This window comes from Pseudomonas thivervalensis, assembly GCF_001269655.1.
GTDB lineage: Bacteria > Pseudomonadota > Gammaproteobacteria > Pseudomonadales > Pseudomonadaceae > Aquipseudomonas > Aquipseudomonas thivervalensis.
The window spans coordinates 284,864-310,456 of sequence record NZ_LHVE01000006.1 but is presented as its reverse complement, the minus strand read 5'-3'; the positions used below and the strand labels follow the sequence as shown (position 1 = coordinate 310,456).

Sequence of the window (25,593 nt, the reverse complement as noted above, 5' to 3'; positions counted from 1 at the left end):
TCCCTCGCCACAAAAGCTAAAAAGCTAAAAAGCTGTGAAGCTGTGGAGGCAGCAAAACAAAAGTTTTGACTATTTGGGGTAAAGCGGCGGCAACCCGCTGTCGCCCAGCGGGTCCTGGGAGCGATCTGCGGTGGGGATGGTGCGGATGGCGCGCCACAGGTCTTCGCCTTGCCAGTGTTGGCCGGTTTCGCTGTAGAGCGCGCCGTTGAGGCCGTCCAGGGCGTCGGACAGCGGCACGAAACGCGCCGCCATGTCGGCCAGGGTTTCCGGCTGTTGGCGGGCCCAGGCGTCCAGGGCTTGGCGGGTGGCGTGGGAGTCGTTGGCCAGGCAGGCACGCTTGAGGTCGTCCAGCAGGGTGCGCGGGCTCGGTCCGGCCTGGGTCGAGCGCAGGATCGCCGGCTGCCAACGGGCGCGCCACCACAAGCCGAAACCGAGCAGTGTGGTACAGGCCAGGATCAGGCTGCTCAGTTGCCAATACCACAGGGTCTCACTGTCGACCGTCGTCACGATCTGCGTCGTACTGGCCGGCGTATCCACCATCAGGCTCGGATTGTTCGCCACTTGCAGGGTCCGCGCCGGGAGGCTGGTGCGGTCCAGGTGATCTTCCAAGGTGTTCCACCAGACCACTTCCACCGGTGGCAGCTCGATGGTGCCGCTACGATTGGGCACCAGCGCCTCGCGGTCTTCGCGGCTGCCCACCAGCCCGCGTTCGCTGCTGCGGCTGCTCAGGACCGGTTGATCAGGATAACGCCGCAGGCCATTGATCTCGGTGGCCGGCAACGGTGGCAACTGAGCGCTGGCCAGGCCTTCGGCTTCCAGGGTCAGGCTGCGGGTCAGGGAGTCGCCGACCTGGCTGTGGGTCGGCTCCGGGCTCCAGCTCTCGCTCAAGGACAGGCTGCGTGCCGGCAGCCAGGGCACGTCGGCCGGGTAGCTGGCGGGCTTGGGTTTGACGCTCAGCAGCAGTTGCTCGGAGCTGACCCGCATCAGTTGGCCGGGTTTGGGGCCTGAAGGGGCTGCATCCTGGGCCACCGGTTCGACCAGGGTGGCGCTGAACGTCTGGGCTGGAATCGTCAATTCGCCGCTGCGCTGCGGGTAGATGCCATAACGCAGTTCGATGACGCCGTGGCGCACATCGTTGATGACCTTTTCATAGGTGCGCGATTCGCCCAACTGTTCGGTGCGGGCATCGGGGATGTGCAGCGGCGTCAGGCTGCTGTCGTCGTACAGCGACACCGAATGGTAGATACGCAGGGTCAGGATCGCCTGGGCCTGTACATATACGTCGCGCTGGTCGAGGCTGGCCTCGATGAAAACGGGCGCCAGCGTCCCCGAAGCGTTGCGGGTTTCGCTTTCGATGACTTGCAGGGTGATCGGCTGGCTGCTCACGTCGCCCAGTTGCAGCGGCGGAATGACCACGGTGCCGCTTCGGCGCGGCAGCAGGGTGACGATCCAGCGGGTGGTGGCGCGGTTCTCGCCGTCGAGGGTCGTCAGCTGGTTGACCTGGCGGGTGCCACGCACATCGAACAAGGCCTGGAGCGGGCCCAGGTCGGGTTTGCCGAACAACGTGGCGTCATTGGATTCCAGGGTCAGCTCCACGGTTTCCCCGGAGTTCAGGCGGCTACGGTCCACGCTGGCCGTCAGCTGTGCAGCCTGGGTTCCAGAGGCCCAGAGCAGCAAGACGAGGAGGTAGGCAGTGAAGCGGGTCATTGGGTTTTTCCCTGGGCCTGATGGCTTTGCTGTTCATACCAGAATTTACGCCTGAGCAACTCGCCCGGATTATCCGGGATCTGGCGCAGCCATTGTTCCAGGGCCTGGCGTTGTTCTTCTTCATTGCGCTGGCCAGCGGCGGGGCGCAGCGGTGGGGTGGTGGTCTGCTCGTCAGGCAGCTCGCTGCCCGGGACATCCTGGGCGGTGGGCGGTTGTGCCGTCCGCGGGGGCTGGGATTCGTCTGGCGTCGCGGTTGCCTCGGCGGATGGCTGTCCCGGTTCGGAAGACTGGCTGGTTGAAGCGCTATCCGGCGCTTGCTCGGTGCGGCCTGGCTGCTCGTTTTCGGCGGGCTTGGGTTCTTGCGCAGGCGGTGTCTGCTCGTTCAATAGACTCTGCACCAGGGTCTTGTTGGTCTGGGCCGGGCGCAGGTCGGGTTGCAATTCCAGGGCTTGTTCATAGGCATCCAGTGCGGCTTCCAGCTCACCGCTCCTGGCCAGGGCATTGCCACGATTGTAGTGGGCTCGGGCGTCGTTGCCTTCGGCGAAGCGCTGGGCGGCTTCGCTGTATTGGCCAGCTTCGTACAGGGCGACACCTTGCCATTGGCTGTCTTCGAAATGGGCGGCGGCTTCGGCGGGACGCTTTTGCTTGAGCAAGTGCTGGCCCTGTTGGTCGGCGCGCAACCACAGGTCCTGGAACTCGAAGGCGTGGCCGGTTTGCGGCAACACGAACAGCAGTGGCAGGCAGAACAGCCAGCCGCGACGCCCGGCGCAGGCGGCCAGCAGCAACAGTGGCAGGAGCAGCCAATAGCCCTGGTCGGCCCAGGTGTCCAGGCGCAACGTCTGGCCGTCGCTGCGCAGATGACGAGGACCGCCCAGCAGGCCCAGTCCACGCAGGTCGCTGTCGTCCAGACGCGCCGGACGATAGCGGCCGTCCAGCTCGTTGGCGAAGGCCTTGAGGCCCGGGCTGTCCAGGCGCGGCACCAGGATCGAGCCTTGGGCATCCTTGAGGTAACTGCCGTCTTCCTGGGCCACTGGTGCGCCTTCGCGGGTACCGATGCCCAGCATCAGCCATTGCGTGGCGGAACCGTCCAGGACCTGGCGGATGCCTTCACGTTCTTGTTCGTTCAACGACGAACCGATCAGCAGGATCCGACCGTGGCCGAGTTCACCCTGGTCCAGCAGGGCCATGGCCTTATGGACCGCAAGGTCGGCGCGATGACCGCCTTGGGGCATGATCGACGGCGCGAGGGCTTCGAGCAGGTTGGCACTGGTGGCCAGGTCGTCGGACAGCGGCACCAGTGTGTGGGCGCTGCCGGCATAGACGATGATCGCGGTCTGGGCATCGCTGCGGTTCTGCAGCAGGTCCAGCAGCTTGCGCCGGGCTTGTTCCAGGCGCGTGGGCGGGGCGTCGGTCGCGAGCATTTCCGGGGTCAGTTCCAGTAACACCACCAGCGGATCGGCGGGTTTCTGGCTGGTCTGTTCGACCCGCGCCCAGCTCGGCCCCAGCAATGCCAGCACGATCAGCAGCCAGCCCAGGCCCAGGGCAATCCACGGCAGCCGGCTTTCCCGGCCACTGCCACCACTGAGCAGCACGGCGTGGAAGGCCGGCGGCAAGATCATCTGCCAGCGACCGACCCGTTTCTGCCGATGCCACAGTTGCCAGAGCAACCAGCCCAGCAACGGCAGCAGCAACACGAACCAAGGGCGCAGCCAGTGTGGCCAGAGGGCAATCATCGACGCCTCCGCAAGCGCAGGCGCTTGAGCCGCTGGCGCCACTCGGTGTGTTGGGCCGGCTTGAACAGCGCTTGGTTGAGCAGGCGTTGCAGCGGGTTGTCCGGCCAGCGCACCCGGGCCACCAGCAGGACGCTCAACAACAGCGCAACGGCCAGGGGCCAGTGATACAGCGCCAGGGCAGGGCGCGCCTGGGTCGGTTGCTGGGTCACCGGTTCGAGCTGGTCGAGGGTGGTCTTGATCGCCAGCAATTGCTCACCGTCCTGGGCCCGGAAATAGCGACCGCCCGTGACCTGGGCAATCTCTTTGAGGGTCGCTTCGTCGAGGTCCAGGCTCGGGTTGACGCCGAGGAAGCCCGCCGTACCGCTTTGTTCCGGATCGGCACCGATGCCGATCGGGTAGATTTTCACGCCTTCGTCGGCGGCCAGTCGCGCGGCGGTCAGCGGGTCGATTTCGCCGCCGTTGTTGGCACCGTCGGTGACCAGGATCAACACGCGGCTGTGGGCCGGACGTTGGCGCAGGCGCTTGAGGGCCAGGCCGATAGCGTCGCCAATGGCGGTATTTTTGCCGGCGATGCCGATGCGCGCCTCGTCGAGCCAGCGTCGCACGGTGCGACGGTCGAAGGTCAGCGGTGCCTGCAAATAGGCCTGGCTACCGAACAGGATCAGGCCGACCCGGTCACCTTCGCGACCTTCGAGAAAATCCCCGAGCATGTGCTGGACCAGCACAAGGCGACTGACTTCTTCGTCCTTCCACTGCATATCGGGAAAGTCCATGGAACCCGAGACGTCCACGGCTACCAACAGGTCGCGACCGCTGGCGGCAATGGGCAACGGCTCCCCCAACCACTGCGGTCGGGCGGCGGCGATCAGCAATAGCAGCCAGAGGAGGATAAAGGGCGCCTGTTGTCGCCAGGTCGGCAGGTTGGCCCGGGCCCGACGACCCACCAGGCCTTCCAGGTCGCCGAGGAAACTGACCTTGAGCGCCGGCTCGCCGCTGTCGGCCGCCGGCAGCACCAGGCGCATCAGCCAGGGCAGCGGCAACAGGGCGAACACCCACGGCCAGGCGAATTCAAACATGTTTGCGAATCCAGATTTCAACCGCCTGGGTCAGGCCGGCGATGGCTTTGTCATCGAGCTTGCATTCGGGCTTGTAGGCGCCTTCCACCAGTACCATCCAGCGCGTCAGGCCGGCGGCCGGGCAACGGTTGTCCAGGAAGGCCAGCCATTTGCGCCCGTTGAGGGTGTGGCTCTGGCTGTAGGGATAGTGGTTGCGGCACAGGCGCTTGAGCAGACCGTTGAGCTGTTGCAGCCAGGCACCGGCCGGCGCGCCGTCATAGGGTTTGGGCAGCCGGGCGAGTTCGGCCAGGGCAGCCAGGCGCACCGGGTCCAGGGGCTGTTCGCTGCGGGCAGTGCTGCGTTTGCTGGGAATGAACCGGCGCAAATGCCACAGTCCCAGGCCCAATAGAGGCAATAACACCAACAGCAACCACCAGCCCGGCGCGGGTGGCCAGAAGCCGATGGGCGGCGGCGCCATCAGTGGCTGCAGTTGATCGAGATTGCTCATCGGCTTTTCCCGGCCCGCTTGGGGTTCAGGTATTCACGCAATTGCTCGACCATGTCGCCCTGGGTACTCAAGGGCATCATCAGGATCCGCAGTTTCTGCGCGAGCAGCTCCCAGCGCTCCTGGCGAGCGTCGGCCTGGGCGCGATAGGCCTGGCGCAGTTCGACATTCAGGGTGTCGAGCTCCAGTTGGGCGTCGCGCTGGGCGAAGCGCAGCAAGCCGGCGGCGGGCAAGGCGTGATCCAGCGGGTCGGACAGCGGCAGTAGCAGAAGGTCGCAATGGCGCGACAGCAGGCTCAGTTGCTGCTCGGCGCTGTCGGACAAGGCACGCTCGTCGCAAATCACGATCACCAGGCTGCCGGGCCGCAGCACTTCCCGGGCCCGGCGCAGGGCGATGCCGAACGAGTCGCGGTCGGGCTCGCCCTCGGTGTGCAGCGATTGATTGACCCGCACCAGGCGGTTGAGCAATTGCAGCAGGCTCTGTTTGCTGCGCCGCGGCTTGACCTCGTAATGGGTGTTGTTGCCGAACACCAGGCCGCCGACCCGGTCGTTATGCCCCAGCGCGGCCCAGCCGATCAGGCTGGCAGCCTGGGCGGCGAGCACCGACTTGAACATCAGCCCCGAGCCGAAGAACAGCCGGTGGCTTTGCTCGATCATGATGAAAATCGGCCGCTCGCGTTCTTCATGGAACAGCTTGGTGTGAGGCTCCTGGGTCCGGGCGGTGACGCGCCAGTCAATGGTGCGTACGTCGTCTCCGGCCTGGTAGACCCGCACCTGGTCGAAATCCACCCCGCGCCCGCGCAGCTTGGAGTGATGCAGGCCGATCAGTGGACTGCGCTGGCCCGGTGTCGAGAACAACTGCACCTCGCGCACGCGATGACGCATCTCGATCAGCTCCGAAAGGCTGACGCGGATGCCCGGTGCGGGCGCCAGGGGGTTATTCATGATGCATGCTCAAGCGACAGCGACGACGTCGAGAATCCGCTGCACGACCCGGTCCTGGTCGATGCCGGCGGCCTCGGCTTCGAACGACAGGATGATGCGATGGCGCAGCACGTCGAACAGCACGGCCTGGATATCTTCCGGGCTGACAAAGTCGCGTCCGGCCAGCCAGGCATGGGCACGGGCGCAGCGGTCCAGGGCGATGGAGCCCCGCGGGCTGGCGCCGTAGGCGATCCATTCGGCCATTTCCGGATCGAACTTGGCCGGGTTGCGGGTGGCCATGATCAGTTGCACCAGGTATTCCTCCACGGCGTCGGCCATGTACAACCCGAGGATTTCCTTGCGTGCCGAGAAGATCGCCTGCTGGCTCACGCGGCGCTCGGGCTTGGTCTCGCCGTTCAGCGCTTCACCCCGGGCCTGTTGGAGGATGCGGCGCTCCACGGCAGCATCGGGAAAGCCAATCTTGACGTGCATCAGGAACCGGTCGAGCTGGGCTTCAGGCAGCGGGTAGGTGCCTTCCTGCTCGATCGGGTTCTGCGTGGCCATCACCAGGAACAGCGGCGACAGTTCATAGGTGCTGCGCCCGACACTGACCTGGCGCTCGGCCATGGCTTCGAGCAGGGCCGACTGGACCTTGGCCGGGGCACGGTTGATTTCATCCGCCAGCACCAGGTTATGGAAAATCGGCCCTTGCTGGAACACGAAACTGCCGGTTTCCGGCCGGTAGATTTCCGTGCCGGTGATGTCGGCGGGCAGCAGGTCAGGGGTGAACTGGATACGATGGAACTGTGCTTCGATGCCCTCGGCCAGCTCTTTGATGGCCTTGGTCTTGGCCAGCCCAGGCGCGCCTTCCACTAGCATGTGACCGTCGGCGAGCAGGGCGATGAGCAGGCGCTCGATGAGTTTTTCCTGGCCGAGAATCTGCGTTGAAAGAAAGGTTCGCAGCGCAAGCAGCGCTTCACGATGTTCCATCGGTGACTGTTCCTGGAAAGGGTGGCCCCAGGCGTTCGGATAACGCCGGGGCTGGGGGCGTTACTTTAATGCATGGCGGGGGTTGGCGACTAACGGGATTTTGATCGGCCGTGTGAATTGTGATCGGCTTGGAAAGATTGTGGGGGTGGGTTTGCTTGCCATGAATCCCACCCGGACAGGCGCACTTACCCCGTGGCGAGGGAGCTTGCTCCCGCTTGAGTGCGAAGCACTCATAAAATGAAGGGGTGTTTATCCGGACGTAGGAGTGCTCTGGAACAGGCTACGTTTTCTTGCGCCGTTGCCTACAACTGCGCCAGAATCCGCCGGCTTGTGCGCTTGGGAGGCAGGTTCTATCGTTTCCGGGTCGTTGAGGAATCAGCGATCGGGTTTGGTAGCCCGGCTTTTGACTTGTCGCACAGCCCCTGTAACAGAGGCCTTTTTGGTATCTGTTTTATGGCGGTCATGCGCAGGGCGTCTTCGGACGCGCCGGTTCTCCAAGTCACCGGTCTACCAACCCGCGTATGGCCGCCACCTTCGTTTGGTAGCGAGGTTGATGGTCTCCTTTTTCTGATTTGGAGATTCATTCATGTTCAAAGTAACCCCGAACCCACCGAACACCGATCCAACGTCACCGCGCCCAAAAACCAAGTCCCAAAAACACGACGAAGTCACCGACCGGGTCCTCGACCATTACCTGAACCCCAAACCGGACAAACCCGAAGCAGAACCTGCCCCCGGCCAACTCTTCACCGTCAACAAAGACATCGACACCGAAAGCTTGCTTGCCTACCTCAGCGAAACCCTGGCTTCGGCCAATGCCATGGCCAATGACCTGGCTTTTGACCTGAACGGTTCACGCCGGCATTTCCTCCTGGGCATTCAGCAACTGATCGAACTGGGCAGCCTGCTGGCGAACCGTGCACTGGACACCATCGAAACCCGCCAGCCGACATAACCCCCGTGGCGAGGGAGCTTGCTCCCGCTGGGTTGCGCAGCAGCCCCAAACCGAGCCGGCGCGGTTCCCCAGACACACCGGGCCCGCCGGGCCTGCGACTGCTGCGCAGCCGAACGGGAGCAAGCTCCCTCGCCACAGAAGCGCTGCTGTGCTCGGATGATTGCTCAGCCCACCCACGCTCCCGCATTCACCAGATTCACCGGCCGCCCCCCCGCCAATGCCGCCAACAGGTTGTCCACCGCGCATCGCGCCATCGCCTCCCGTGTCTCGTGGGTGGCCGAGCCCATGTGCGGCGTCGCTACCACGTTGTCCATCTGCAATAGCGGCGAATCCGCATTCAAGGGTTCGCGCTCGAACACATCCAGCCCCGCGCCACGGATCTGTTGGTTGCGCAGGGCCTCGATCAGCGCCGCTTCATCCACCACCTTGCCTCGGGAGATGTTGATGAAGATGCTCTCGGGGCGCATCTGCGCGAACGCTTGGGTGCCGATCAGCCCTTGAGTCTCAGCGGTCAAGGGCAGGGTCAGGCAGATGAAATCCGCCTGCTGTAACAGCGTTTCGAGGCTGCAATAACGGGCGTTGAAACGCTGGTCGACCGCGGGCTTGGGCGAATGACTGTGGTAGAGCACCGGCATGCCGAAGCCGAAGTGCCCGCGCTGGGCCAGGGCTTCGCCGATGCGGCCCATGCCGATGATGCCCAGGGTCTTGCCATGGACGTCGGTGCCGAAATGCCGTGGGCCGATGCTCTGTTGCCAGCCACCTTCGCGGACCAGGTTGGCCAGTTCCACCACGCGCCGGGCGGTCGCCAGGATCAGCGCGAAACCGGTGTCCGCGGTGGTTTCGGTCAGCACGTCCGGGGTATTGCTGAGCAGGATCCGGCGTTCGGTCAGGTAATCGATGTCGTAGTTATCGACCCCCACCGAGACGCTGGCGATGGCGTGCAGGTTCGGCGCCAGGTCCAGCAGCGCCGCGTCCAGCTTGAGGCTGGCGCCCAGCAGGCCGTGGGCCGTGGGGAGGGCAGCGCGCAGTTGCGCCAGGCCTTGGGCATCCAGGCGTTCGATGAGCGTGACTTGGGCCTGGGCTTGCAGGCGTTCCATTAGTTGCGCTGACAGTTTTTTGTACAACACCACGTGCTTTTTCATGGGATTTCCGATTCGTTAGCGGACAGACGCCGGGTGACGCGTCACGGTTTTGGACACGACCCGGTCGCTGGCGCCGGGCTTGAGGGCGAGGGTCAGCACGACCGACAGCAGCAACGCGCCGCTCATCAGCAGGAAGGACATGCCGGGGGAACCGGTGGTGCCGTTGAGGTAACCCACCAGGTACGAGCCGCCGAACGAACCCAGCGCGCCCATGCTGTTGATCAAGGCCATGGCGCCGCCCGCGACATTGGCCGGGAGGATTTCCGGGACGATGGCGAAGAACGGCCCGTACGGCGCATACATGCAAGCGCCGGCGACCACCAGCAAGCCATAGGACCACCAGAAGTGCTCGGCCCCCAGCAGGTAGGAGGCGTAGAACGCGATGGAGGCGATCAGCAGCGGCGGCCAGACAAAGCGCTTGCGCTTCTGCGCCTTGTCCGACGCCCAGGACACCACCAGCATACCGATCACCGCCGCCAGGTACGGCAAGGACGACAGCCATCCGGCCTCGACCATGTTCATCTGCAGGCCGGCCTTGAGGATCGATGGCAACCACAGCACGAACCCGTAGACGCCGATGCTCCAGCAGAAAAACTGCAACGCCAGGATGATCACCTTGGGCGAGCGGAAGGCTTCGGCGTAGTTCTTCACCGCCTTGATGCCGACCTGTTCGGCTGCCAAGGCACTTTCAAGATCGTGTTTTTCCTGGTCGCTGAGCCACTTGGCCTGGGCCGGGCGATCATCGGCCAGGCGCCACCAGACAAAAGCCCAGAGCACCGCCGGCAGGCCCTCGATGATGAACATCCAGCGCCAGTCGAATTGCTGCACCAGGTAACCCGAGACCACGGACATCCACAACATGGTCACCGGGTTGCCGAGGATCAGGAAGGTATTGGCGCGCGAGCGTTCGGCCCGGGTGAACCAGTGACACAGGTACACCAACATCGCCGGCATCACCGCGGCCTCGACCACCCCGAGCATGAAGCGGATTACGATCAACCAGTAGGCATTGGAGACCACGCCCGTCAGGGTGGCCAGCGAACCCCAGAGGATCAGGCTGACGAAGATCAGTTTCTTCACGCTGTGCTTTTGCGCGTAGATCGCTCCCGGGACCTGGAAGAAAAAGTAGCCGAGGAAAAACAGTGCGCCCAGCAGCGACGACAGTCCTGGGGTGATCATCAGGTCTTCGGCCATGCCCGAGGCGGCGGCAAAACCATAGTTGGCCCGGTCGAGGTAGGCCAGGCTGTAGGTGATGAACACGATGGGCATGATGTACCACCAGCGGCGGGTGGCGAGGTTGAGCGTTTGCATGTCGTTGACTCCTGAGCTTGTTGTTTTTGTTGCAGCAGGTGCGTTTATGGTGACCTCGACCGCGAGCAAGCTCGCTCCCACAGGTGTTAACTCGATCCTCTGTGGGAGCGAGCTTGCTCGCGATAGGCGGTTTCAAATTCAGCCAGTAACTCAAGGCGCGTCGGCAACCCTTCCATGTCCCCACGGCTCTGTACCGCACGGCTGCCAATCCAGTTGGCACGCTGCACGGCCTCGGGGATGGCCCGGCCTTCGAGCAATGCGCTGATCAGGCCGACGGCGAAGCCATCCCCGGCGCCCACGGTGTCGACCACCTGGGCCACCGGTATGCCGGCGATGACGCCTTCGTCCAGCGGCGTGCGGTAATAAGCACCGTCTGCGCCGAGCTTGATCACGACGAGTTCGACGCCTTGGTCCAGGTAGAACGCGGCGATGTCCGCCGGATCGTCGAAACCCGTCAACAGCCGGCCCTCACCGAGCCCCGGCAAGACCCAGTGGGCGAGGGCGGCGAGGCGATTTATTTCGGTGATCATCATCGACTCGCTGCGCCACAGGCTCGGTCTCAGGTTGGGGTCGAACGACAGGCTGCGGCCGGCTTCGCGCATACGGCTCATCAATTCAAAAGACATCTCACGGGCCGTGACCGACAGCGCCGGGACGATGCCGGTAGCGTGCAAGTGACGGGCGTCAAGCAGCGCTGGGGCGATGGAGTCGATCGACAGATGACTGGCCGCCGAGCTGCGTCGGAAATACTCGACTTGCGGGTCGCTGCCATCGACCGCATGGGATTTGAACTGAAAGCCGGTGGGGTGCTCGGGATCGACCGCCACGTGGCGACAATCCAGGCCTTCGTTCTCCAGCGTCTGCGTCACGAAGCGTCCCAGGGAATCGGCGCCGACCCGACTCAGCCAGGCCACCTTGAAGCCCAGCCGCGACAGCCCGATGGCCACATTGCTGTCGGCCCCGGCGATACGTTTGTGAAACTGCTCGACGCTGGCCAGGTCACCGTGCTGATCCGCGACCAGCATCGCCATGGTTTCGCCGAACGACAACACATCGAATTCAGACATGGACAGGCTCCCGGCGCGATTGCCCGAGACGGGACAGGGAGGCCACATGGCTCGCGGTCAATTGCAGCAGGTCACCGCCTTGCAACGGGTATTCGGCGGCGCGCATCACGCCAGGCGGCATGTGCTTGAGCAGTTGTTCCCACAGGTGCAGGTCGGTCATGGCCGGCGGTACGGCGACGAGTCTGTCGTCGGCGCGCCGGGCCACGGCTTTGCAGTGCACATACGCCACATACCGTCCGAGCTGTCGGGCGGCCACGACGGCCGATTGGTCCTGCCACTGCCAATTGCCGATGTCGAAGGTCATGGCAACGGGCAGCGCTTGGTACTCGACCGCGGTGAAAAACCGTTGCAACGGCTCGATCCGTCCGCCCTGCAAAGTCTGGTCGTTTTCCACCAGTAACTGCAGCGGGCTTGCGGCGAGCACCTGGGCCAGTGCCGACAGGTCATTGGAGTCGGTGAAATGGCCGAGGGAGACTTTTAGCCAGGTCGAACCGAACGCCTCGCCGCGTTGCAGGGCCAGTGCCAGGGCGGGGTTGGGCCGGGACTGGCCAGCGAGCCACAGTTCCAGTGGCGACGAAAAAATACTCTGCAGCCCCCGGGCCCGGGCAGCGGCGGCCAGTTCAGTGGGCTGTTCGGTGGTGAGCAGCTCTTCGCGCCACTCGATGCGCGAAGCACCGGCGGCGGCCAGCAGCTCGATGAAACTGCCTTGGCCATGCTGCCGCACCAGGTCGGCGCCGTAGCTGGAAAGACTGATGGAAACGGGTGGGGTGTGCATGGTTGTTGTCCCTCTGAAACCGGTTTCAGTTTTGTGCAAAAAAAGGGTGGTGTGCTTCAGGGCCTCATCGCGAGCAAGCTCGCTCCCACATTGGTTCGTCGTCGCACCGAAAGTCCCTGTGGGAGCGAGCCTGCTCGCGATAGGGCCCGCACGATCATCGAGAAACCCCAAGCGTCGACCCACGCTCAACCAACCGCGCCGCAAAATCCAGGGTCCGCACCGGCCCGTTGTCCCCACGCAAGCGCTTGAGCAGGCATTCGAACGCGCTGGCGCCGATCTGCGCTGTCGGTTGGGCCAGGGCCGTGATGCCGCTGCCCACCAGCGGGTACCAATCCAGGTCATCGAGGGCGATCAGGCCGACGTCGTCGAACAAGTGGCAACCCTGCTCGCGCAACACCGTCGTGGCGGCCAGGGCGGCAATGCCGTTGGCGCAGAACAACGCCTTGGGGCCAGGGCCGGGCTGGGCAAGAAAGGTCTTGATGCGCGCGGTCAATCGGTCGCAGGTTTCCACCACGGTGCCGGCCAGGGCAGGTCGTCGTTGGATGCCGGCCTTGAAACTCTCGACCCGCTCGATTCGCGAACTGGTGCCGTCGAACGGTTCGGTCACCAGCAACAGATCGCGGTAGCCCCGTTGCTCAAGGTGATCGAGGGCCATTTCGATGGCTGCCGGGTTGTCCAGCCCGACCAGGTCGCTGTCGAGCCGATCGACCTTGCGATCGACCAGCACCAGGGGCATTTCGCTGCGCAGTTCGAACAGTTCGTCACGGTGGTGACCCAAGGTGTTCACGATCAGCCCTTCGATGTTGTAGGCGCGCAACAGCGCCAGGTGCTGGCGTTCCTGCTCGTCATCGCGGTCGGTGTTGCACACCACCAGGCTATAACCATGGCGACGACAGGCGGTTTCCACGCCATGCATCACGGCAATCGAATAAGGGTTGCGGATATCGGCCACCAGCATGCCGATCAGGCGTGTGCGCCCGCGCTTGAGGCCGCGGGCCATCTGGTTCGGTCGGTAGCCCAGTTCGCTGATGGCCTGCTCGATGCGCCGGGCGATCGCCTCGGAGAGCAGGGCACGGTCTTCGCCAATGAAACGCGAGACACTGGCCTTGGAGACCCCGGCGCGTTCGGCGACGTCGAGCATGGTCACGCGGTTGCGCTGGGCGGCGGAGAAAGAATTCACGGACTGAAACCTGTTTATTGGATTTATTAGTGGCTCTGAAACCGGTTTCAGGAAACACCAGAAGCCAATCGGTCGTCAAGGGCGAAATGTCAGGGGCACGACCGGCGGTGGTTCACATCCGTCGCACGGTGGCGCCGATTCATCAACGCCAGGTCACCCGGGCGATTTGCAGCACGCCAGGCCGTGTGGTTAGCTGCCTGCCTCTCCAGCCCCTGACTGCCGAAGCCACCATGAACTTTACCCAGCCTCGTTTGAGATTGCTGTCGATACTGAGTGTGACCTTGTTGGTGGTGGGCTTTACGTCCTACACCCTGTTTCGCCACAGCGGCGCGCCAGCCGATGAAGGTTTCGCCGCCGAGCAATTGAACGAAGGGGGCCTGGAAGACATCGGCACGCTGGCATTGCCTGAGGTGGAGAAACGCCTCAATTATTTGATTCAAGACACCGGTGAAACCCTCAGGTCCCTGGAACTGCTCAGTGATGTGCAATTGAGCCTGACCGTGGAGACGACCGGGCCCGCCGACGAGCAGCCGTTGCAATATGAGTCGCTGTTTGTCCCGTTCACCAGCGCGCAGTTGAAAGCTGAGCTGGCGTCGATCCAGGGCCTGCGTTTTGCCCAGAGACTATTCGCCGACGGTTCTGAAGTGCGGTTCGATACCAGCCGTCTTGATCCGCTCTGGAAGCGCGCCGCCACGCCGGATGCGCCGACGGCCGAGCAGTACCTGCCGCAGCGCCTGCGTTTTCGCGATGGCAGCGAAAACACCTTCGCCGAGCTCAAGGCGCCGCCCAAGGTCGAGTCCGACGACATGATCGCGTCCCATGACGCCTTCGCACTGGCAGTGAACAAACCCCTGGCGAGTCTCGGCCTGACGGTCGCTTACCGCAGCTATCCGGCGTTCAGGAAAGTGGTGCTGGACAAGGATCAGCCGAAAGTGACCCTGGACGACGGCCAGTCCTTCCAGCTCACGGCCCTGGGTGATGGCAGCGCGTCCGTGCGCTTGAGTACGCCGAAATTGTCGACCTTCGTGGTGCAGGGCCTGGACGGCGCGGGCAAGGCGCTCTACAGCAACGGTAACAACGCCCGGACGTTCCCCTCCGATGCCGATATCGCAGCGTTGCAGGGCTATTACAAAGCGCTGCTGCAGGCCAAGGACGATCTCAAGCAGCTCAAGACCGGCCAGGCGGTGCAACAGCAGCTGGAGCGCGTGACCGAGGCGCTGGTCGCTCAGGCGGGGCCGTTGCAAAACACCGAGGTCGACTACCAATTCGAGGCCACCCCGCGACGTATCGTCATCCATGTGCTCGATCCGATGGAAGACAACACCGTTGAGTTCACCCAGGTCGACAACGTCCTTGCGCAACAAGCGCGTTACATCGCCCTGGACCGCAAGGCCGAGCGCTACGGTTTCGTCGACCAGGCCGGCCAGTGGTTGATCAAGCCCCGTTGGGTGCAGGTGCAGGATAGCCAGGTGGCCGATACCTACACATTGTTTTTCCCGGAGAAGTCCAGCGACCCGGCGTCGGAGTGGCAGGCGTTGCGCAGCCAGCTCGCCTATTTTCCCGACGGTAGCAACAAGCTCGTCGACCTGCCGTTCGAGCACATCACCGAGGTGCTGAGCAATGGCCTGCTGTTGGTGGAGCGTGAAACCAACGGTCCTTACGGGCTCTACGATGCCAGGAATCATCGTTTCGTGCTGCCGATGAAATTCGTCAACCCCACCGTGACCGACAACCTGTTCATTGCCCGTCTCGGCAAGCGAACCGATGTCACGGAAGGCCTGTACGGCGCCTATACCCTGGACGGCAAGGAGATCCTGCCGACGCAATTCTCGGGCATCGAGCACAGCGCGGGCCTGCTCTACGCCAGCTCCGCCGACCGGAGTCGCCAGGACGTTTTCGACCTGCAAGGTAAACGCATCAACCTTCAAGGTGACAGTGTGATCGGTCGGTTTGTGGGGCCGCAACCGGCGCTGGTCCAGGACGCTAAAAGTCGGAAATTCGCTTTTATCAATCGCCAGGGCGCGCGACTGCCCATCAAATTGCCGTATGACGAGGTGGAGCCGTTTTCCAACGGCATGGCGGTGGTCGGACGTGATGGCAGCTATGGCGCCATCGACCTGGCGGGGCGGTTGCAAGTGCCGCTGGATTACCAGCAGATCAACGCGTTCCAGACCCGTTACGCAGCGGCCATCCGGGCCGGTGGGGGTTCCTCGCTGGTCTTGATCAGTCAGGACAACAAGGTGATCAAGGCGTTGGGGTCCTACACCAGCATGAAGGTGCCGGATAACGGCAATGAGGCCCGTTACTACGTGAGGGATCCGAATAACGATGACGAGTACCTGGCCTATGACGCTGATGGCAATCTCGTGAAGAACGACGAATAGAAGCTGGCGCACTGATCCTGTGGCGAGGGAGCTTGCACCCGCTGGTCTGTAGGAGCTGTCGAGCGAAGCGAGGCTGCGATCTTTTGATCTTTCGCTTGGGACTCAAGTGGCTGGGGAAAGATCGCAGCCTCGCTTCGCTCGACAGCTCCTACACAGCTCCTACAGTCGAGCGGGAGCAAGCTCCCTCGCCACGGGAGAGCGGGTCGCCTTGGGAATCAGAGTTGGCTTACATAGGTGCCCGTCCCCTTGAGGATGTTCTGCAACGTCAGTTCCACTTCCGCCAGGTCCGCCGCATCGGTGTCGTGGATGATCTCCAGCACATCGTCGCCATTGAGCGCATCGGCATCCGCCGGGGCGATTTCGATCAGCAGGCGGGTCGGGCTGAGGGTGACCTTGACGCCGTCCAGGGTCGAAGGCTCTCCATCCAGGGCGATTTCCAGCTCGTCTTCGTCGGGGTAGCGCGTCATCAGGAACATTTCGCCCTGGGCGCTGTGGCAGCAGAGCATGGCCATGTTGTCTTCTTCATCGTCGCACGGGTTGGCGATCAGAAGGGCGGTGGTCATTTGCATGGTGAGGGCTCCAGGATCGAGTGCACCTGCGGGGTGCAAAAAGTGGATTCTGCCAGCCCGAAGGATTTTCTGCTGGTTTACCGCCTTGGGGTGCCGTTTGGTCCCCAGCCTGCTAGGGTTGTTCGGTGCGTACGAGCTGTTTAGCTAGCCGATGACCGAATATGTCGCAGCGCTGCAAGCAGGCAGGTTGTCGCACTCGTTAAGCTGCGCAACGGATGTGCACCTGCAAAGGCCACCCCCAGGGTGATTTTTGCAGGTGTCCATGACGTGAAATTACATGGAAAAGGATGTGACCTGCGGGTCCTGTCCAGCTTCACCCACCTGTCATCCTGTTTCCTCTGCCCGAGAATCAGGAACGGGATGGCCGACAGCCCCGCAGGGGCTGCACGCGACGCTTCAATCAATAACAAGCCCAAGCGGAGTACCACAGATGGCGTTCTTCACCGCAGCCAGCAAAGCCGACTTCCAGCACCAACTGCAAGCGGCACTGGCGCAGCACATCAGTGAACAGGCACTGCCACAAGTGGCGCTGTTCGCTGAACAATTCTTCGGCATCATTTCCCTCGATGAACTTACCCAGCGCCGGTTGTCCGACCTCGCCGGCTGCACCCTGTCTGCCTGGCGCCTGCTTGAGCGCTTCGACCACACGCAACCGCAGGTGCGCGTCTACAACCCCGATTACGAACGCCACGGCTGGCAGTCGACCCACACGGCCGTGGAAGTGTTGCACCACGACCTGCCGTTCCTGGTGGACTCGGTCCGCACCGAACTGAACCGTCGCGGCTACAGCATCCATACCCTGCAAACCACCGTCCTGAGCGTGCGTCGCGGCAGCAAGGGCGAGTTGCTGGAAATCCTGCCAAAAGGCACCCAGGGCGACGGCATCCTGCAAGAGTCGTTGATGTACCTGGAGATCGACCGCTGCGCCAACGCCGCCGAACTCAACGTCCTGAGCAAGGAACTCGAGCAAGTGCTGGGCGAAGTGCGCGTGGCCGTGGCCGATTTCGAACCGATGAAAGCCAAGGTCCAGGAAATCCTCGACAGCCTGGACAGCAGCGCCTACGCCATCGACGCTGATGAAAAGAGCGAGATCAAGAGCTTCCTGGAATGGCTGGTGGGTAACCACTTCACCTTCCTGGGCTACGAAGAGTTCGTGGTGCGCGACGAGGCCGACGGCGGCCACATCGAGTACAACCCCGATTCGTTCCTCGGCTTGACCAAATTGCTGCGCGCCGGCCTGACCGCCGAAGACCTGCGTATCGAAGACTACGCCGTCAATTACCTGCGCGAACCGACGCTGCTGTCGTTCGCCAAGGCCGCGCACCCGAGCCGCGTACACCGTCCGGCCTACCCGGACTACGTGTCGATCCGCGAAATCGACGCCGACGGCAAGGTCATCAAGGAATGCCGCTTCATGGGCCTGTACACCTCTTCGGTGTATGGCGAGAGCGTGCGGGTCATTCCGTACATCCGCCGCAAGGTCGCGGAAATCGAGCGTCGCTCGGGCTTCCAGGCCAAGGCACACCTGGGCAAGGAATTGGCCCAAGTGGTCGAAGTGCTGCCCCGTGACGACCTGTTCCAGACGCCGGTGGACGAGCTGTTCAGCACCGTCATGTCGATCGTGCAGATCCAGGAACGCAACAAGATCCGCGTGTTCCTGCGCAAAGACCCGTATGGCCGTTTCTGCTACTGCCTGGCCTACGTGCCGCGTGACATCTATTCCACCGAAGTGCGCCAGAAGATCCAGCAAGTGCTGATGGATCGCCTGAAAGCCTCGGACTGCGAATTCTGGACCTTCTTCTCCGAATCCGTACTGGCCCGTGTGCAGTTGATCCTGCGGGTGGATCCGAAGAACCGCCTCGACATCGACCCGTTGCTGCTGGAAAAAGAAGTCGTGCAGGCCTGCCGCAGTTGGAAGGACGACTACGCCAGCCTGGTCATCGAGAGCTTCGGCGAAGCCCAGGGCACCAACGTGCTGTCGGACTTCCCGAAAGGCTTCCCGGCCGGCTACCGCGAGCGATTCGCCGCGCACTCGGCCGTGGTCGACATGCAGCACCTGCTGAGCCTGAACGAAAAAAATCCGCTGGTGATGAGCTTCTACCAGCCGCTGGGCCAGGTTTCCGGCCAGCGCGAGCTGCACTGCAAGCTGTATCACGCCGACACGCCGCTGGCGCTGTCCGACGTGCTGCCGATCCTGGAAAACCTCGGCCTGCGCGTGCTGGGTGAATTCCCGTACCGCCTGCGCCACACCAACGGCCGCGAATTCTGGATTCATGATTTCGCCTTCACCGCCGCCGAAGGCCTGGACCTCGACATCCAGCAACTCAACGACACCTTGCAGGACGCCTTCGTCCACATCGTGCGTGGCGATGCCGAGAACGATGCGTTCAACCGCCTGGTGCTGACCGCCGGCCTGCCATGGCGCGACGTGGCGCTGCTGCGTGCCTACGCCCGTTACCTGAAGCAGATCCGCCTGGGCTTCGACCTGGGATACATCGCCAGCACCCTGAACAACCACACCGACATCGCTCGCGAGTTGACCCGTTTGTTCAAGACCCGCTTCTACCTGGCGCGCAAACTCAGCGGCGATGACCTGGAAGACAAGCAGCTGCGCCTGGAGCAAGCGATCCTCTCGGCCCTGGACGACGTCCAGGTGCTAAACGAAGACCGCATCCTGCGTCGCTACCTGGACCTGATCAAGGCCACCCTGCGGACCAACTTCTACCAGACCGACGCCAATGGCCAGAACAAGTCCTACTTCAGCTTCAAGTTCAACCCGCACCTGATCCCGGAACTGCCGAAGCCGGTGCCCAAGTTCGAGATCTTCGTCTACTCGCCACGGGTCGAAGGCGTGCACCTGCGCTTCGGCAACGTTGCTCGTGGTGGCCTGCGCTGGTCCGACCGTGAAGAAGACTACCGCACCGAAGTGCTGGGCCTGGTAAAAGCCCAGCAAGTGAAGAACTCGGTGATCGTGCCGGTGGGCGCCAAGGGCGGTTTCCTGCCACGTCGCCTGCCGCTGGGCGGCAGCCGGGACGAGATCGCGGCCGAGGGCATTGCCTGCTACCGCATCTTCATCTCGGGCCTGTTGGACATCACCGACAACCTGAAGGACGGCGCGCTGGTACCGCCGGCGAACGTCGTGCGTCATGACGACGATGACCCGTACCTGGTGGTGGCGGCGGACAAGGGCACTGCGACCTTCTCCGACATCGCCAACGGCATCGCCATCGACTACGGCTTCTGGCTGGGTGATGCGTTCGCCTCCGGCGGCTCGGCCGGCTACGACCACAAGAAAATGGGCATCACCGCCAAGGGCGCGTGGGTCGGCGTGCAGCGCCACTTCCGCGAGCGCGGCATCAACGTCCAGGAAGACAGCATCACCGTGGTGGGCGTTGGCGACATGGCCGGCGACGTGTTCGGCAACGGCTTGTTGATGTCCGACAAGCTGCAACTGGTCGCGGCCTTCAACCACCTGCACATCTTCATCGACCCGAACCCGGAACCTGCCAGCAGCTTTGCCGAGCGCAAGCGCCTGTTCGACCTGCCGCGTTCGGCCTGGACCGACTACGACGCCAGCATCATGTCCGAAGGCGGAGGTATCTTCTCGCGCAGCGCGAAGAGCATCGCCATCTCGCCACAGATGAAAGAGCGCTTCGACATCAAGGCCGACAAACTGACCCCGACCGAGCTGCTGAACGCCTTGCTCAAGGCGCCGGTGGACCTGTTGTGGAACGGCGGTATCGGCACCTACGTCAAGGCCAGCACCGAAAGCCACGCCGATGTCGGCGACAAGGCCAACGATGCGCTGCGCGTGAACGGCAACGAACTGCGCTGCAAGGTGGTGGGCGAGGGCGGCAACCTGGGCATGACCCAACTGGGTCGCGTCGAGTTCGGCCTCAATGGCGGCGGTTCCAACACCGACTTCATCGACAACGCCGGCGGCGTGGACTGCTCCGACCACGAAGTGAACATCAAGATCCTGCTCAACGAAGTGGTGCAGGCCGGTGACATGACCGACAAGCAACGCAACCAGTTGCTGGCGAGCATGACCGACGAAGTCGGTGGCCTGGTGTTGGGCAACAACTACAAGCAGACCCAGGCCCTGTCCCTGGCGGCACGCCGTGCTTTCGTGCGGATCGCCGAATACAAGCGCCTGATGAACGATCTGGAAGCCCGGGGCAAGCTGGACCGCGCCATCGAGTTCCTGCCGACGGAAGAGCAACTGGCTGAACGTGTCGCGGCGGGCCATGGCCTGACCCGTGCCGAACTGTCGGTGCTGATCTCCTACAGCAAGATCGACCTCAAGGAAGCGCTGCTCAACTCCCTGGTACCGGACGACGACTACCTGACCCGGGACATGGAAACCGCGTTCCCGCCGACGCTGGTGAGCAAGTTCTCCGAGGCCATGCGTCGTCATCGCCTGAAACGCGAGATCGTCAGCACCCAGATCGCCAACGACCTGGTCAACCACATGGGCATTACGTTCGTCCAGCGGTTGAAAGAGTCGACGGGCATGAGCCCGGCGAACGTGGCCGGTGCTTATGTGATCGTTCGGGACATCTTCCATCTTCCGCACTGGTTCCGTCAGATCGAAGCCCTGGACCACCAGGTCTCCGCCGACGTGCAACTGGAGCTGATGGACGAGCTGATGCGCCTGGGCCGTCGCGCCACGCGTTGGTTCCTGCGCAGCCGCCGCAACGAGCAGAACGCTGCCCGTGACGTCGCTCACTTCGGTCCGCACCTGGCCGCGTTGGGCCTCAAGCTCGACGAACTGCTGGAAGGCCCGACCCGCGAAGGCTGGCAGACCCGCTACCAGGCCTACGTGGCCGCTGGCGTGCCGGAGTTGCTGGCGCGCATGGTTGCGGGCACCACGCACCTGTACACCTTGCTGCCGATCATCGAGGCGGCCGACGTCACCGGGCAGAACGCCGCCGATGTGGCCAAGGCTTACTTCGCCGTGGGCAGCGCCCTGGACATCACCTGGTACCTGCAACAGATCAGCGCACTGCCGGTGGAAAACAACTGGCAGGCACTGGCCCGTGAAGCGTTCCGCGATGATGTCGACTGGCAACAGCGGGCGATCACCATCTCGGTCCTGCAAGAGGGCGATGGCGCCCAGGACGTGGAAACACGCCTGGCGCTGTGGCTGGAGCAGCACCACGAAATGGTCGAGCGCTGGCGCGCCATGCTGGTGGACATCCGTGCTGCCAGCGGTACCGACTACGCCATGTACGCAGTCGCCAACCGCGAGCTGCTGGACGTGGCAATGAGTGGTCAGGCGATCGTGACGGCCAACTGATCCGGCGTTGAATGAAAAAGCCCCGCATTGAGAGATGCGGGGCTTTTTTTGTTTTTAAGATTCACTGCGGACCCCTGTGGGAGCGGGCTTGCTCGCGAAAGCGGTGTGTCAGTCAACAAAGTTAAGACAGGGGAACCGCTTTCGCGAGCAAGCCCGCTCCCACAAGGGGGACTGCGTTTTAGCGAGTTAGTTTTTCAGCGGTATCAACACCGCTTCATCCTCTCCCATCACCATGAACACCAGCAATTTTGCCGGTTGGCTCGCGCTGGCGTTTTTCGACACCAGGTGCTCGGAACCCGCCGCTTCATACCAGAACTCCCCGGCCTTGTAGGTCTTCGCCGGCTCGCCCTTGACCTGGGAGGTGATGGCGCCTTCCAGCACGTAGGCCATGGCCGTGCCTTCGTGTTTGTGGGCAATGGACGCTTGGCCGGGTGCATAGTTGACGGTCAGCATCATGGCTTTTTTACTTGGAACGTTTTTCAGCATTTGCTCCTGCAACACCGTGACCTTCTCCGATGGCGCGGCTTCGTGGGCGTAGGTCTGGGCAATGGGCAGCAGGCTGAGGGCGGCGATCAGACAGAGGGTTTTCATGAAGGTATGGCCTGTATGGTTTCGAGTGATTTCGCGCTGTCGCGGCGATGGATTCACCCTAAGCCCCAGGGCGGGGCAAGCAAACGTCCAATCTTTCGGAAGGTGGGTAGACCAATTGCAGGGCCAATGAGGCCATTGGCTCGCGGGTGCTTTTGTGGCGAGGGAGCTTGCTCCCGCTGGTCTGTAGGAGCTGTCGAGCGAAGCGAGGCTGCGATCTTTTGATCTTTCGCTCCAGACTCCGTTGGCAGGGCAAAGATCGCAGCCTCGTTGCACTCGGCAGCTCCTACGGGCGCGGGGTGTCAGCAGTTGAAGTCGATGCTGCGAGCCAGGCGGTTGTCGATCAGGCTGATGAAGCCTTGGACTTCCGGGCAGTTGAAGTGGGCTTGCATGGCCGCTTCCGATTGCCAGCGGGCGCTGACGTTCCAGCGGTCGCCATCGTCGGGGCAACGGTCGACCAGGTAGGCATCGCAGCCGGGCAGGGCACGCAGGGTCTCGACGATTTGCTGCAATTGCCGGCCCAGTTCTTCCGAGCGACCGGCAGCGGCTTGCACCTGTACGGTATTGATCACTTGGCGAGACATTGTTCAGGCTCCTGATCAAGTCGGAGGGGGGGCTGATTCTCAATGACACCCGTGCAGGATAGGCCTGGCGGCGCGAGGCTCAAACAGCCAATGGGCGGATAAATGCCCAGTCCAATCCTCAGGCCACCTGCTGCAGGATGTCGCGCAAACGGTCGAGGGCGACGTCGATGTCGAGGGTTTCGATCGCACCGAAACCGAAGAACAGGCCCGGCCGCACAGGCACATCATTGAAAAAACCGTCGAGGCTGTAGAGCCCGACCTCGGCCTTTCTCGCCAACGCGATCACCAGCGCCAGGTCCATCGGAGCCTTGCACAACACCGCCATATGAAAGCCCGCGGTAGTGGGCACGGCTTCGAACCAAGGTGACAAGTCCCCGGCCATGCGCGCCAGGATCCGCTCGCGGCGTCCGGCATACAGGGTGTGGCAGCGGCGGATGTGCTTGAGCAGGCAACCTTCGGCGATGAACTTGGCCAGCGCCCACTGGGGCAGGGTGGAGGTGTGTTGGTCGGTAAGACGCTTGGCCAGGATTACCGCTTCCAGGATTGCCGGCGGCAGGATCGCGTAGCCGAGCCGCAGTTCCGGCAACAGGGTCTTGGAGAAGGTGCCGACGTACGCGACGATCCCGCGTTCATCCAGGCTTTGCAACGAATCGGCGGGCCGGCCTTCGTAGCGGAATTCGCTGTCGTAGTCGTCTTCGATGATGATCGCCCCCAGTTCATAGGCCCGCGCCAGCAAGGCCTCGCGACGGGCCTGGCTCATGGGCATGCCCAGGGGAAACTGGTGGGAGGGCGTCACGTAGATCAGCCGCGTGCCGTCGGGGATCAGGTCCACCCGCATGCCTTGCTCGTCCACCGGGACCCCGGCCACCGTGGCGCCCTGGGAGCCGAACAGCAACCGCGCCGGCGGATAGCCGGGATCTTCCATGGCCACCAGGCTGCCGGGACGGGTCAACACCCGTGAGATCAAGTCCAAGGCCTGCTGCGCACCGTTGCATACCACCACGTCCTCGTCCTGGCAATTGACCCCACGGGAAAACGCGATGTGCCGGGCGATGGCATTACGCAGCGATGGCAGGCCTTCGGGCTGGCTGTAGAAGCCCTTGGCGCTGGCGATCTGGCGCAGCGCGTGGGCGGTGCAGCGCCGCCAGTCGTCCAGGGGAAACTGGCCTTTGCCGGTGGCACCGCCGATGAAGTCGTAGCGCAACGCACCTTCGAGGGTGGGATGGCGCATCAGGTCGGGCATGGTGCGCCAGGCCTCGACGACGTCGGCACCGGCCAGCTCGCGATGGCTTTGCTTGCGCACGACTTTGGCCGGCTGCGCATTGACGTAGGTACCTTTGCCGATGATGCCAGTGAGGAAATTTTCGTAGGTCAGTTGGGCGTAGGTGTCGGAGACGGTCTTGCGCGAGACACCCAGTTGCTCGGCCAGCAGGCGGCTGGGCGGCAGTTGGGTGCCGGCGGCCAGGCGACCACTCTCGATGGCGCTACGCAGTTGTTGATACAACTGGCCCGACAGGTCCTTGCGGCCGTTGATGACAACATGAAGTTCCATACCCGCAAGCTCCTGGGCGATTGTTCGGTGGCCGGCGTCAAAGGCGCAAGATTACCCGCATTGTGCGACTGCATAGAAGTTGCGTGGAGAAAATCCCGTCCATTGGACTTGTCCCCGGGTTTTTCGCCGAATTGGACCTGTCATTGCCCCGCCCCGAGGCCTACCGTGAAGGTCTCGAATGCCACGGAGCCCGCCATGAGCCCGCGTCTGGATTACTACACCGCATCCCCCGGGGCGATGCGCGCCATGATCGGCCTGGAAGCACTGACCAGTCGCTTGAGTATCGAACCGGCGCTGCTGCACCTGATCAAGATTCGCGCCTCGCAACTCAATGGCTGTGCTTTCTGCACCGACATGCATTCAGTGGAGGCGCGACGCCAGGGCGAGACCGAGCGGCGGCTCTACGCGGTGGCGGTATGGCGCGACAGTGGCTTCTTCACCGCCCGCGAACGCGCCGCCCTGGCCTGGACCGAGGCGGTGACGCTGTTGGCGCAAAGCCACGTCCCCGATGACATCTACGCCCACGCCCGGGCCTGCTTCAGCGAGGAGGAACTGGTGGACCTGACGCTGGCGATCAGCACCATCAATAGCTGGAACCGGCTGGCGGTGAGTTTTCGCCAGAGTCCGGGGGGGTGATTATCTGGATCAAGCTTTGACGTGATCCCTGTGGCGAGGGAGCTTGCTCCCGCTCAGTTGCGCAGCGACCGCAAAATTCTGGGGCCGCTGCGCAGCCCAGCGGGAGCAAGCTCCCTCGCCACAAAAAGCGGTCTCGTTATTTGGGCAGCGGTGAGGTGTTGGCCGGTACCGGCGGCCGCTGGGGCTTGACCGACGTGCCGAATGTATTGCCCATGCGCACCCCCGTGGCCGCCGGGGTTGCCAGGCCAATGCTGTTCGGCGCGCGTTCGTTGACCGGCACGTGCATGGCCTCCTGGGCCCGTTGCGCCGCTGTCGCGGCCTCGGGGTCATTGCCCATCTGCCGGCTCAGGCAGTTGTAGTCGGGGGTCTTGTAGCCACCGACGGTTACCTCGATACAGGCTGGGGCTTCCTCGCCATGGGCCCAGGGCAGGGCCATGAGCAGTCCGAGGCCTGCCATCATTTTCGTCCACTGTTTCATCACCGACCTCCTGGTCCATCACATTGAACGGTGCGTTGTCAGAGCATCAGTCTAGTGCGGCCCGGGGGGATTTATATCAGTTGTCATACGACATTCATAAACACCCCTCAGGATGACGATTTTCAACGGATACGTCAGTCGTGCAGCAGGGCAGAGCCGG

20 protein-coding genes are annotated in these 25,593 nt (G+C 63.2%); 4 read left to right on the top strand and 16 right to left on the bottom strand.

Annotation, left to right across the window (positions count from 1 at the left end; translation table 11 throughout):
• Positions 1-69: 69 nt before the first annotated feature.
• Genes AD659_RS07310 through AD659_RS07285 form a run of 6 tightly spaced genes read right to left on the bottom strand, consistent with a single transcriptional unit; the run spans position 70 to position 6,913 of the window.
• The gene (locus AD659_RS07310; protein ID WP_053119746.1) at positions 70-1,707 is read right to left on the bottom strand and encodes a BatD family protein; all 1,638 of its coding nucleotides are present in this window, start codon (positions 1,705-1,707) and stop codon (positions 70-72) included.
• On the bottom strand, positions 1,704-3,440 hold the full coding sequence (locus tag AD659_RS07305) for a VWA domain-containing protein (RefSeq protein ID WP_053119744.1): 1,737 nt from the start codon (positions 3,438-3,440) through the stop codon (positions 1,704-1,706). Before AD659_RS07305 ends, AD659_RS07310 begins: the two co-directional genes overlap by 4 nt.
• Positions 3,437-4,516, bottom strand: coding sequence for a vWA domain-containing protein (locus tag AD659_RS07300; RefSeq protein ID WP_053119742.1), 1,080 nt, complete (start codon positions 4,514-4,516; stop codon positions 3,437-3,439). Before AD659_RS07300 ends, AD659_RS07305 begins: the two co-directional genes overlap by 4 nt.
• Positions 4,509-5,003, bottom strand: coding sequence for a DUF4381 domain-containing protein (locus tag AD659_RS07295; protein ID WP_053119740.1), 495 nt, complete (start codon positions 5,001-5,003; stop codon positions 4,509-4,511). The genes AD659_RS07300 and AD659_RS07295 overlap by 8 nt, the downstream gene beginning before the upstream one ends.
• Complete coding sequence (locus AD659_RS07290) at positions 5,000-5,944, bottom strand: DUF58 domain-containing protein (RefSeq protein WP_053119738.1); 945 nt, start codon at positions 5,942-5,944, stop codon at positions 5,000-5,002. The genes AD659_RS07295 and AD659_RS07290 overlap by 4 nt, the downstream gene beginning before the upstream one ends.
• Positions 5,945-5,953: 9 nt before the next feature.
• Positions 5,954-6,913 carry an AAA family ATPase gene (locus AD659_RS07285; protein WP_039589986.1) on the bottom strand — a complete coding sequence of 320 codons (960 nt, stop codon included), beginning with the start codon at positions 6,911-6,913 and terminating at the stop codon, positions 5,954-5,956.
• A gap of 586 nt (positions 6,914-7,499) precedes the next feature.
• Between AD659_RS07285 and AD659_RS07280 the strand changes: the two genes are divergently transcribed.
• Positions 7,500-7,868 (top strand): DUF6124 family protein, encoded by a 369-nt coding sequence (locus tag AD659_RS07280; RefSeq protein ID WP_053119736.1) that lies wholly within the window; start codon positions 7,500-7,502, stop codon positions 7,866-7,868.
• A gap of 164 nt (positions 7,869-8,032) precedes the next feature.
• Here AD659_RS07280 and AD659_RS07275 read toward each other — a convergent pair whose 3' ends face one another.
• The 5 genes from AD659_RS07275 to AD659_RS07255 all read right to left on the bottom strand — a co-directional run bounded on the left by AD659_RS07275 (position 8,033) and on the right by AD659_RS07255 (position 13,343).
• Complete coding sequence (locus AD659_RS07275; RefSeq protein ID WP_053119734.1) at positions 8,033-9,010, bottom strand: 2-hydroxyacid dehydrogenase; 978 nt, start codon at positions 9,008-9,010, stop codon at positions 8,033-8,035.
• A 15-nt stretch (positions 9,011-9,025) separates the two neighbouring features.
• A complete protein-coding gene (locus AD659_RS07270) occupies positions 9,026-10,321 on the bottom strand; it encodes an MFS transporter (RefSeq protein ID WP_053119732.1) in 1,296 nt (431 codons plus the stop codon).
• An 86-nt stretch (positions 10,322-10,407) separates the two neighbouring features.
• Positions 10,408-11,388, bottom strand: coding sequence for a sugar kinase (locus tag AD659_RS07265; protein ID WP_053119730.1), 981 nt, complete (start codon positions 11,386-11,388; stop codon positions 10,408-10,410).
• A complete protein-coding gene (locus tag AD659_RS07260; protein ID WP_053119728.1) occupies positions 11,381-12,163 on the bottom strand; it encodes an AP endonuclease in 783 nt (260 codons plus the stop codon). Before AD659_RS07260 ends, AD659_RS07265 begins: the two co-directional genes overlap by 8 nt.
• Before the next feature lie 154 nt (positions 12,164-12,317).
• On the bottom strand, positions 12,318-13,343 hold the full coding sequence (locus tag AD659_RS07255; protein WP_053119726.1) for a LacI family DNA-binding transcriptional regulator: 1,026 nt from the start codon (positions 13,341-13,343) through the stop codon (positions 12,318-12,320).
• Positions 13,344-13,573: 230 nt separating this feature from the next.
• Between AD659_RS07255 and AD659_RS07250 the strand changes: the two genes are divergently transcribed.
• The gene (locus AD659_RS07250; protein WP_053119984.1) at positions 13,574-15,727 is read left to right on the top strand and encodes a WG repeat-containing protein; all 2,154 of its coding nucleotides are present in this window, start codon (positions 13,574-13,576) and stop codon (positions 15,725-15,727) included.
• 215 nt (positions 15,728-15,942) lie between these two features.
• On the opposite strand, the gene AD659_RS07245 is transcribed toward AD659_RS07250, so the two are convergent.
• Entirely contained in the window at positions 15,943-16,296 is a 354-nt protein-coding gene (locus AD659_RS07245; RefSeq protein ID WP_053119724.1) for a hypothetical protein, read from the bottom strand.
• 430 nt (positions 16,297-16,726) lie between these two features.
• On the opposite strand from AD659_RS07245, the gene AD659_RS07240 reads away from it, so the two are divergent.
• On the top strand, positions 16,727-21,595 hold the full coding sequence (locus AD659_RS07240; RefSeq protein ID WP_053119722.1) for an NAD-glutamate dehydrogenase: 4,869 nt from the start codon (positions 16,727-16,729) through the stop codon (positions 21,593-21,595).
• Between the two features lie 186 nt (positions 21,596-21,781).
• Here AD659_RS07240 and AD659_RS07235 read toward each other — a convergent pair whose 3' ends face one another.
• The 3 genes from AD659_RS07235 to pdxR all read right to left on the bottom strand — a co-directional run bounded on the left by AD659_RS07235 (position 21,782) and on the right by pdxR (position 24,319).
• Positions 21,782-22,186, bottom strand: coding sequence for a cupin domain-containing protein (locus AD659_RS07235; RefSeq protein ID WP_053119720.1), 405 nt, complete (start codon positions 22,184-22,186; stop codon positions 21,782-21,784).
• Positions 22,187-22,485: 299 nt separating this feature from the next.
• Positions 22,486-22,767, bottom strand: a complete 282-nt coding sequence (locus AD659_RS07230) for an antibiotic biosynthesis monooxygenase family protein (protein ID WP_053119718.1) — start codon at positions 22,765-22,767, stop codon at positions 22,486-22,488.
• 118 nt (positions 22,768-22,885) lie between these two features.
• Positions 22,886-24,319: a MocR-like pyridoxine biosynthesis transcription factor PdxR gene (gene pdxR, locus AD659_RS07225; protein WP_053119716.1), complete on the bottom strand. Its 1,434-nt coding sequence runs from the start codon at positions 24,317-24,319 to the stop codon at positions 22,886-22,888.
• A gap of 195 nt (positions 24,320-24,514) precedes the next feature.
• On the opposite strand from pdxR, the gene AD659_RS07220 reads away from it, so the two are divergent.
• The gene (locus AD659_RS07220; RefSeq protein WP_053119714.1) at positions 24,515-24,955 is read left to right on the top strand and encodes a carboxymuconolactone decarboxylase family protein; all 441 of its coding nucleotides are present in this window, start codon (positions 24,515-24,517) and stop codon (positions 24,953-24,955) included.
• A gap of 136 nt (positions 24,956-25,091) precedes the next feature.
• Here AD659_RS07220 and AD659_RS07215 read toward each other — a convergent pair whose 3' ends face one another.
• A complete protein-coding gene (locus tag AD659_RS07215) occupies positions 25,092-25,433 on the bottom strand; it encodes a hypothetical protein (RefSeq protein WP_053119712.1) in 342 nt (113 codons plus the stop codon).
• Positions 25,434-25,593: the final 160 nt, after the last annotated feature.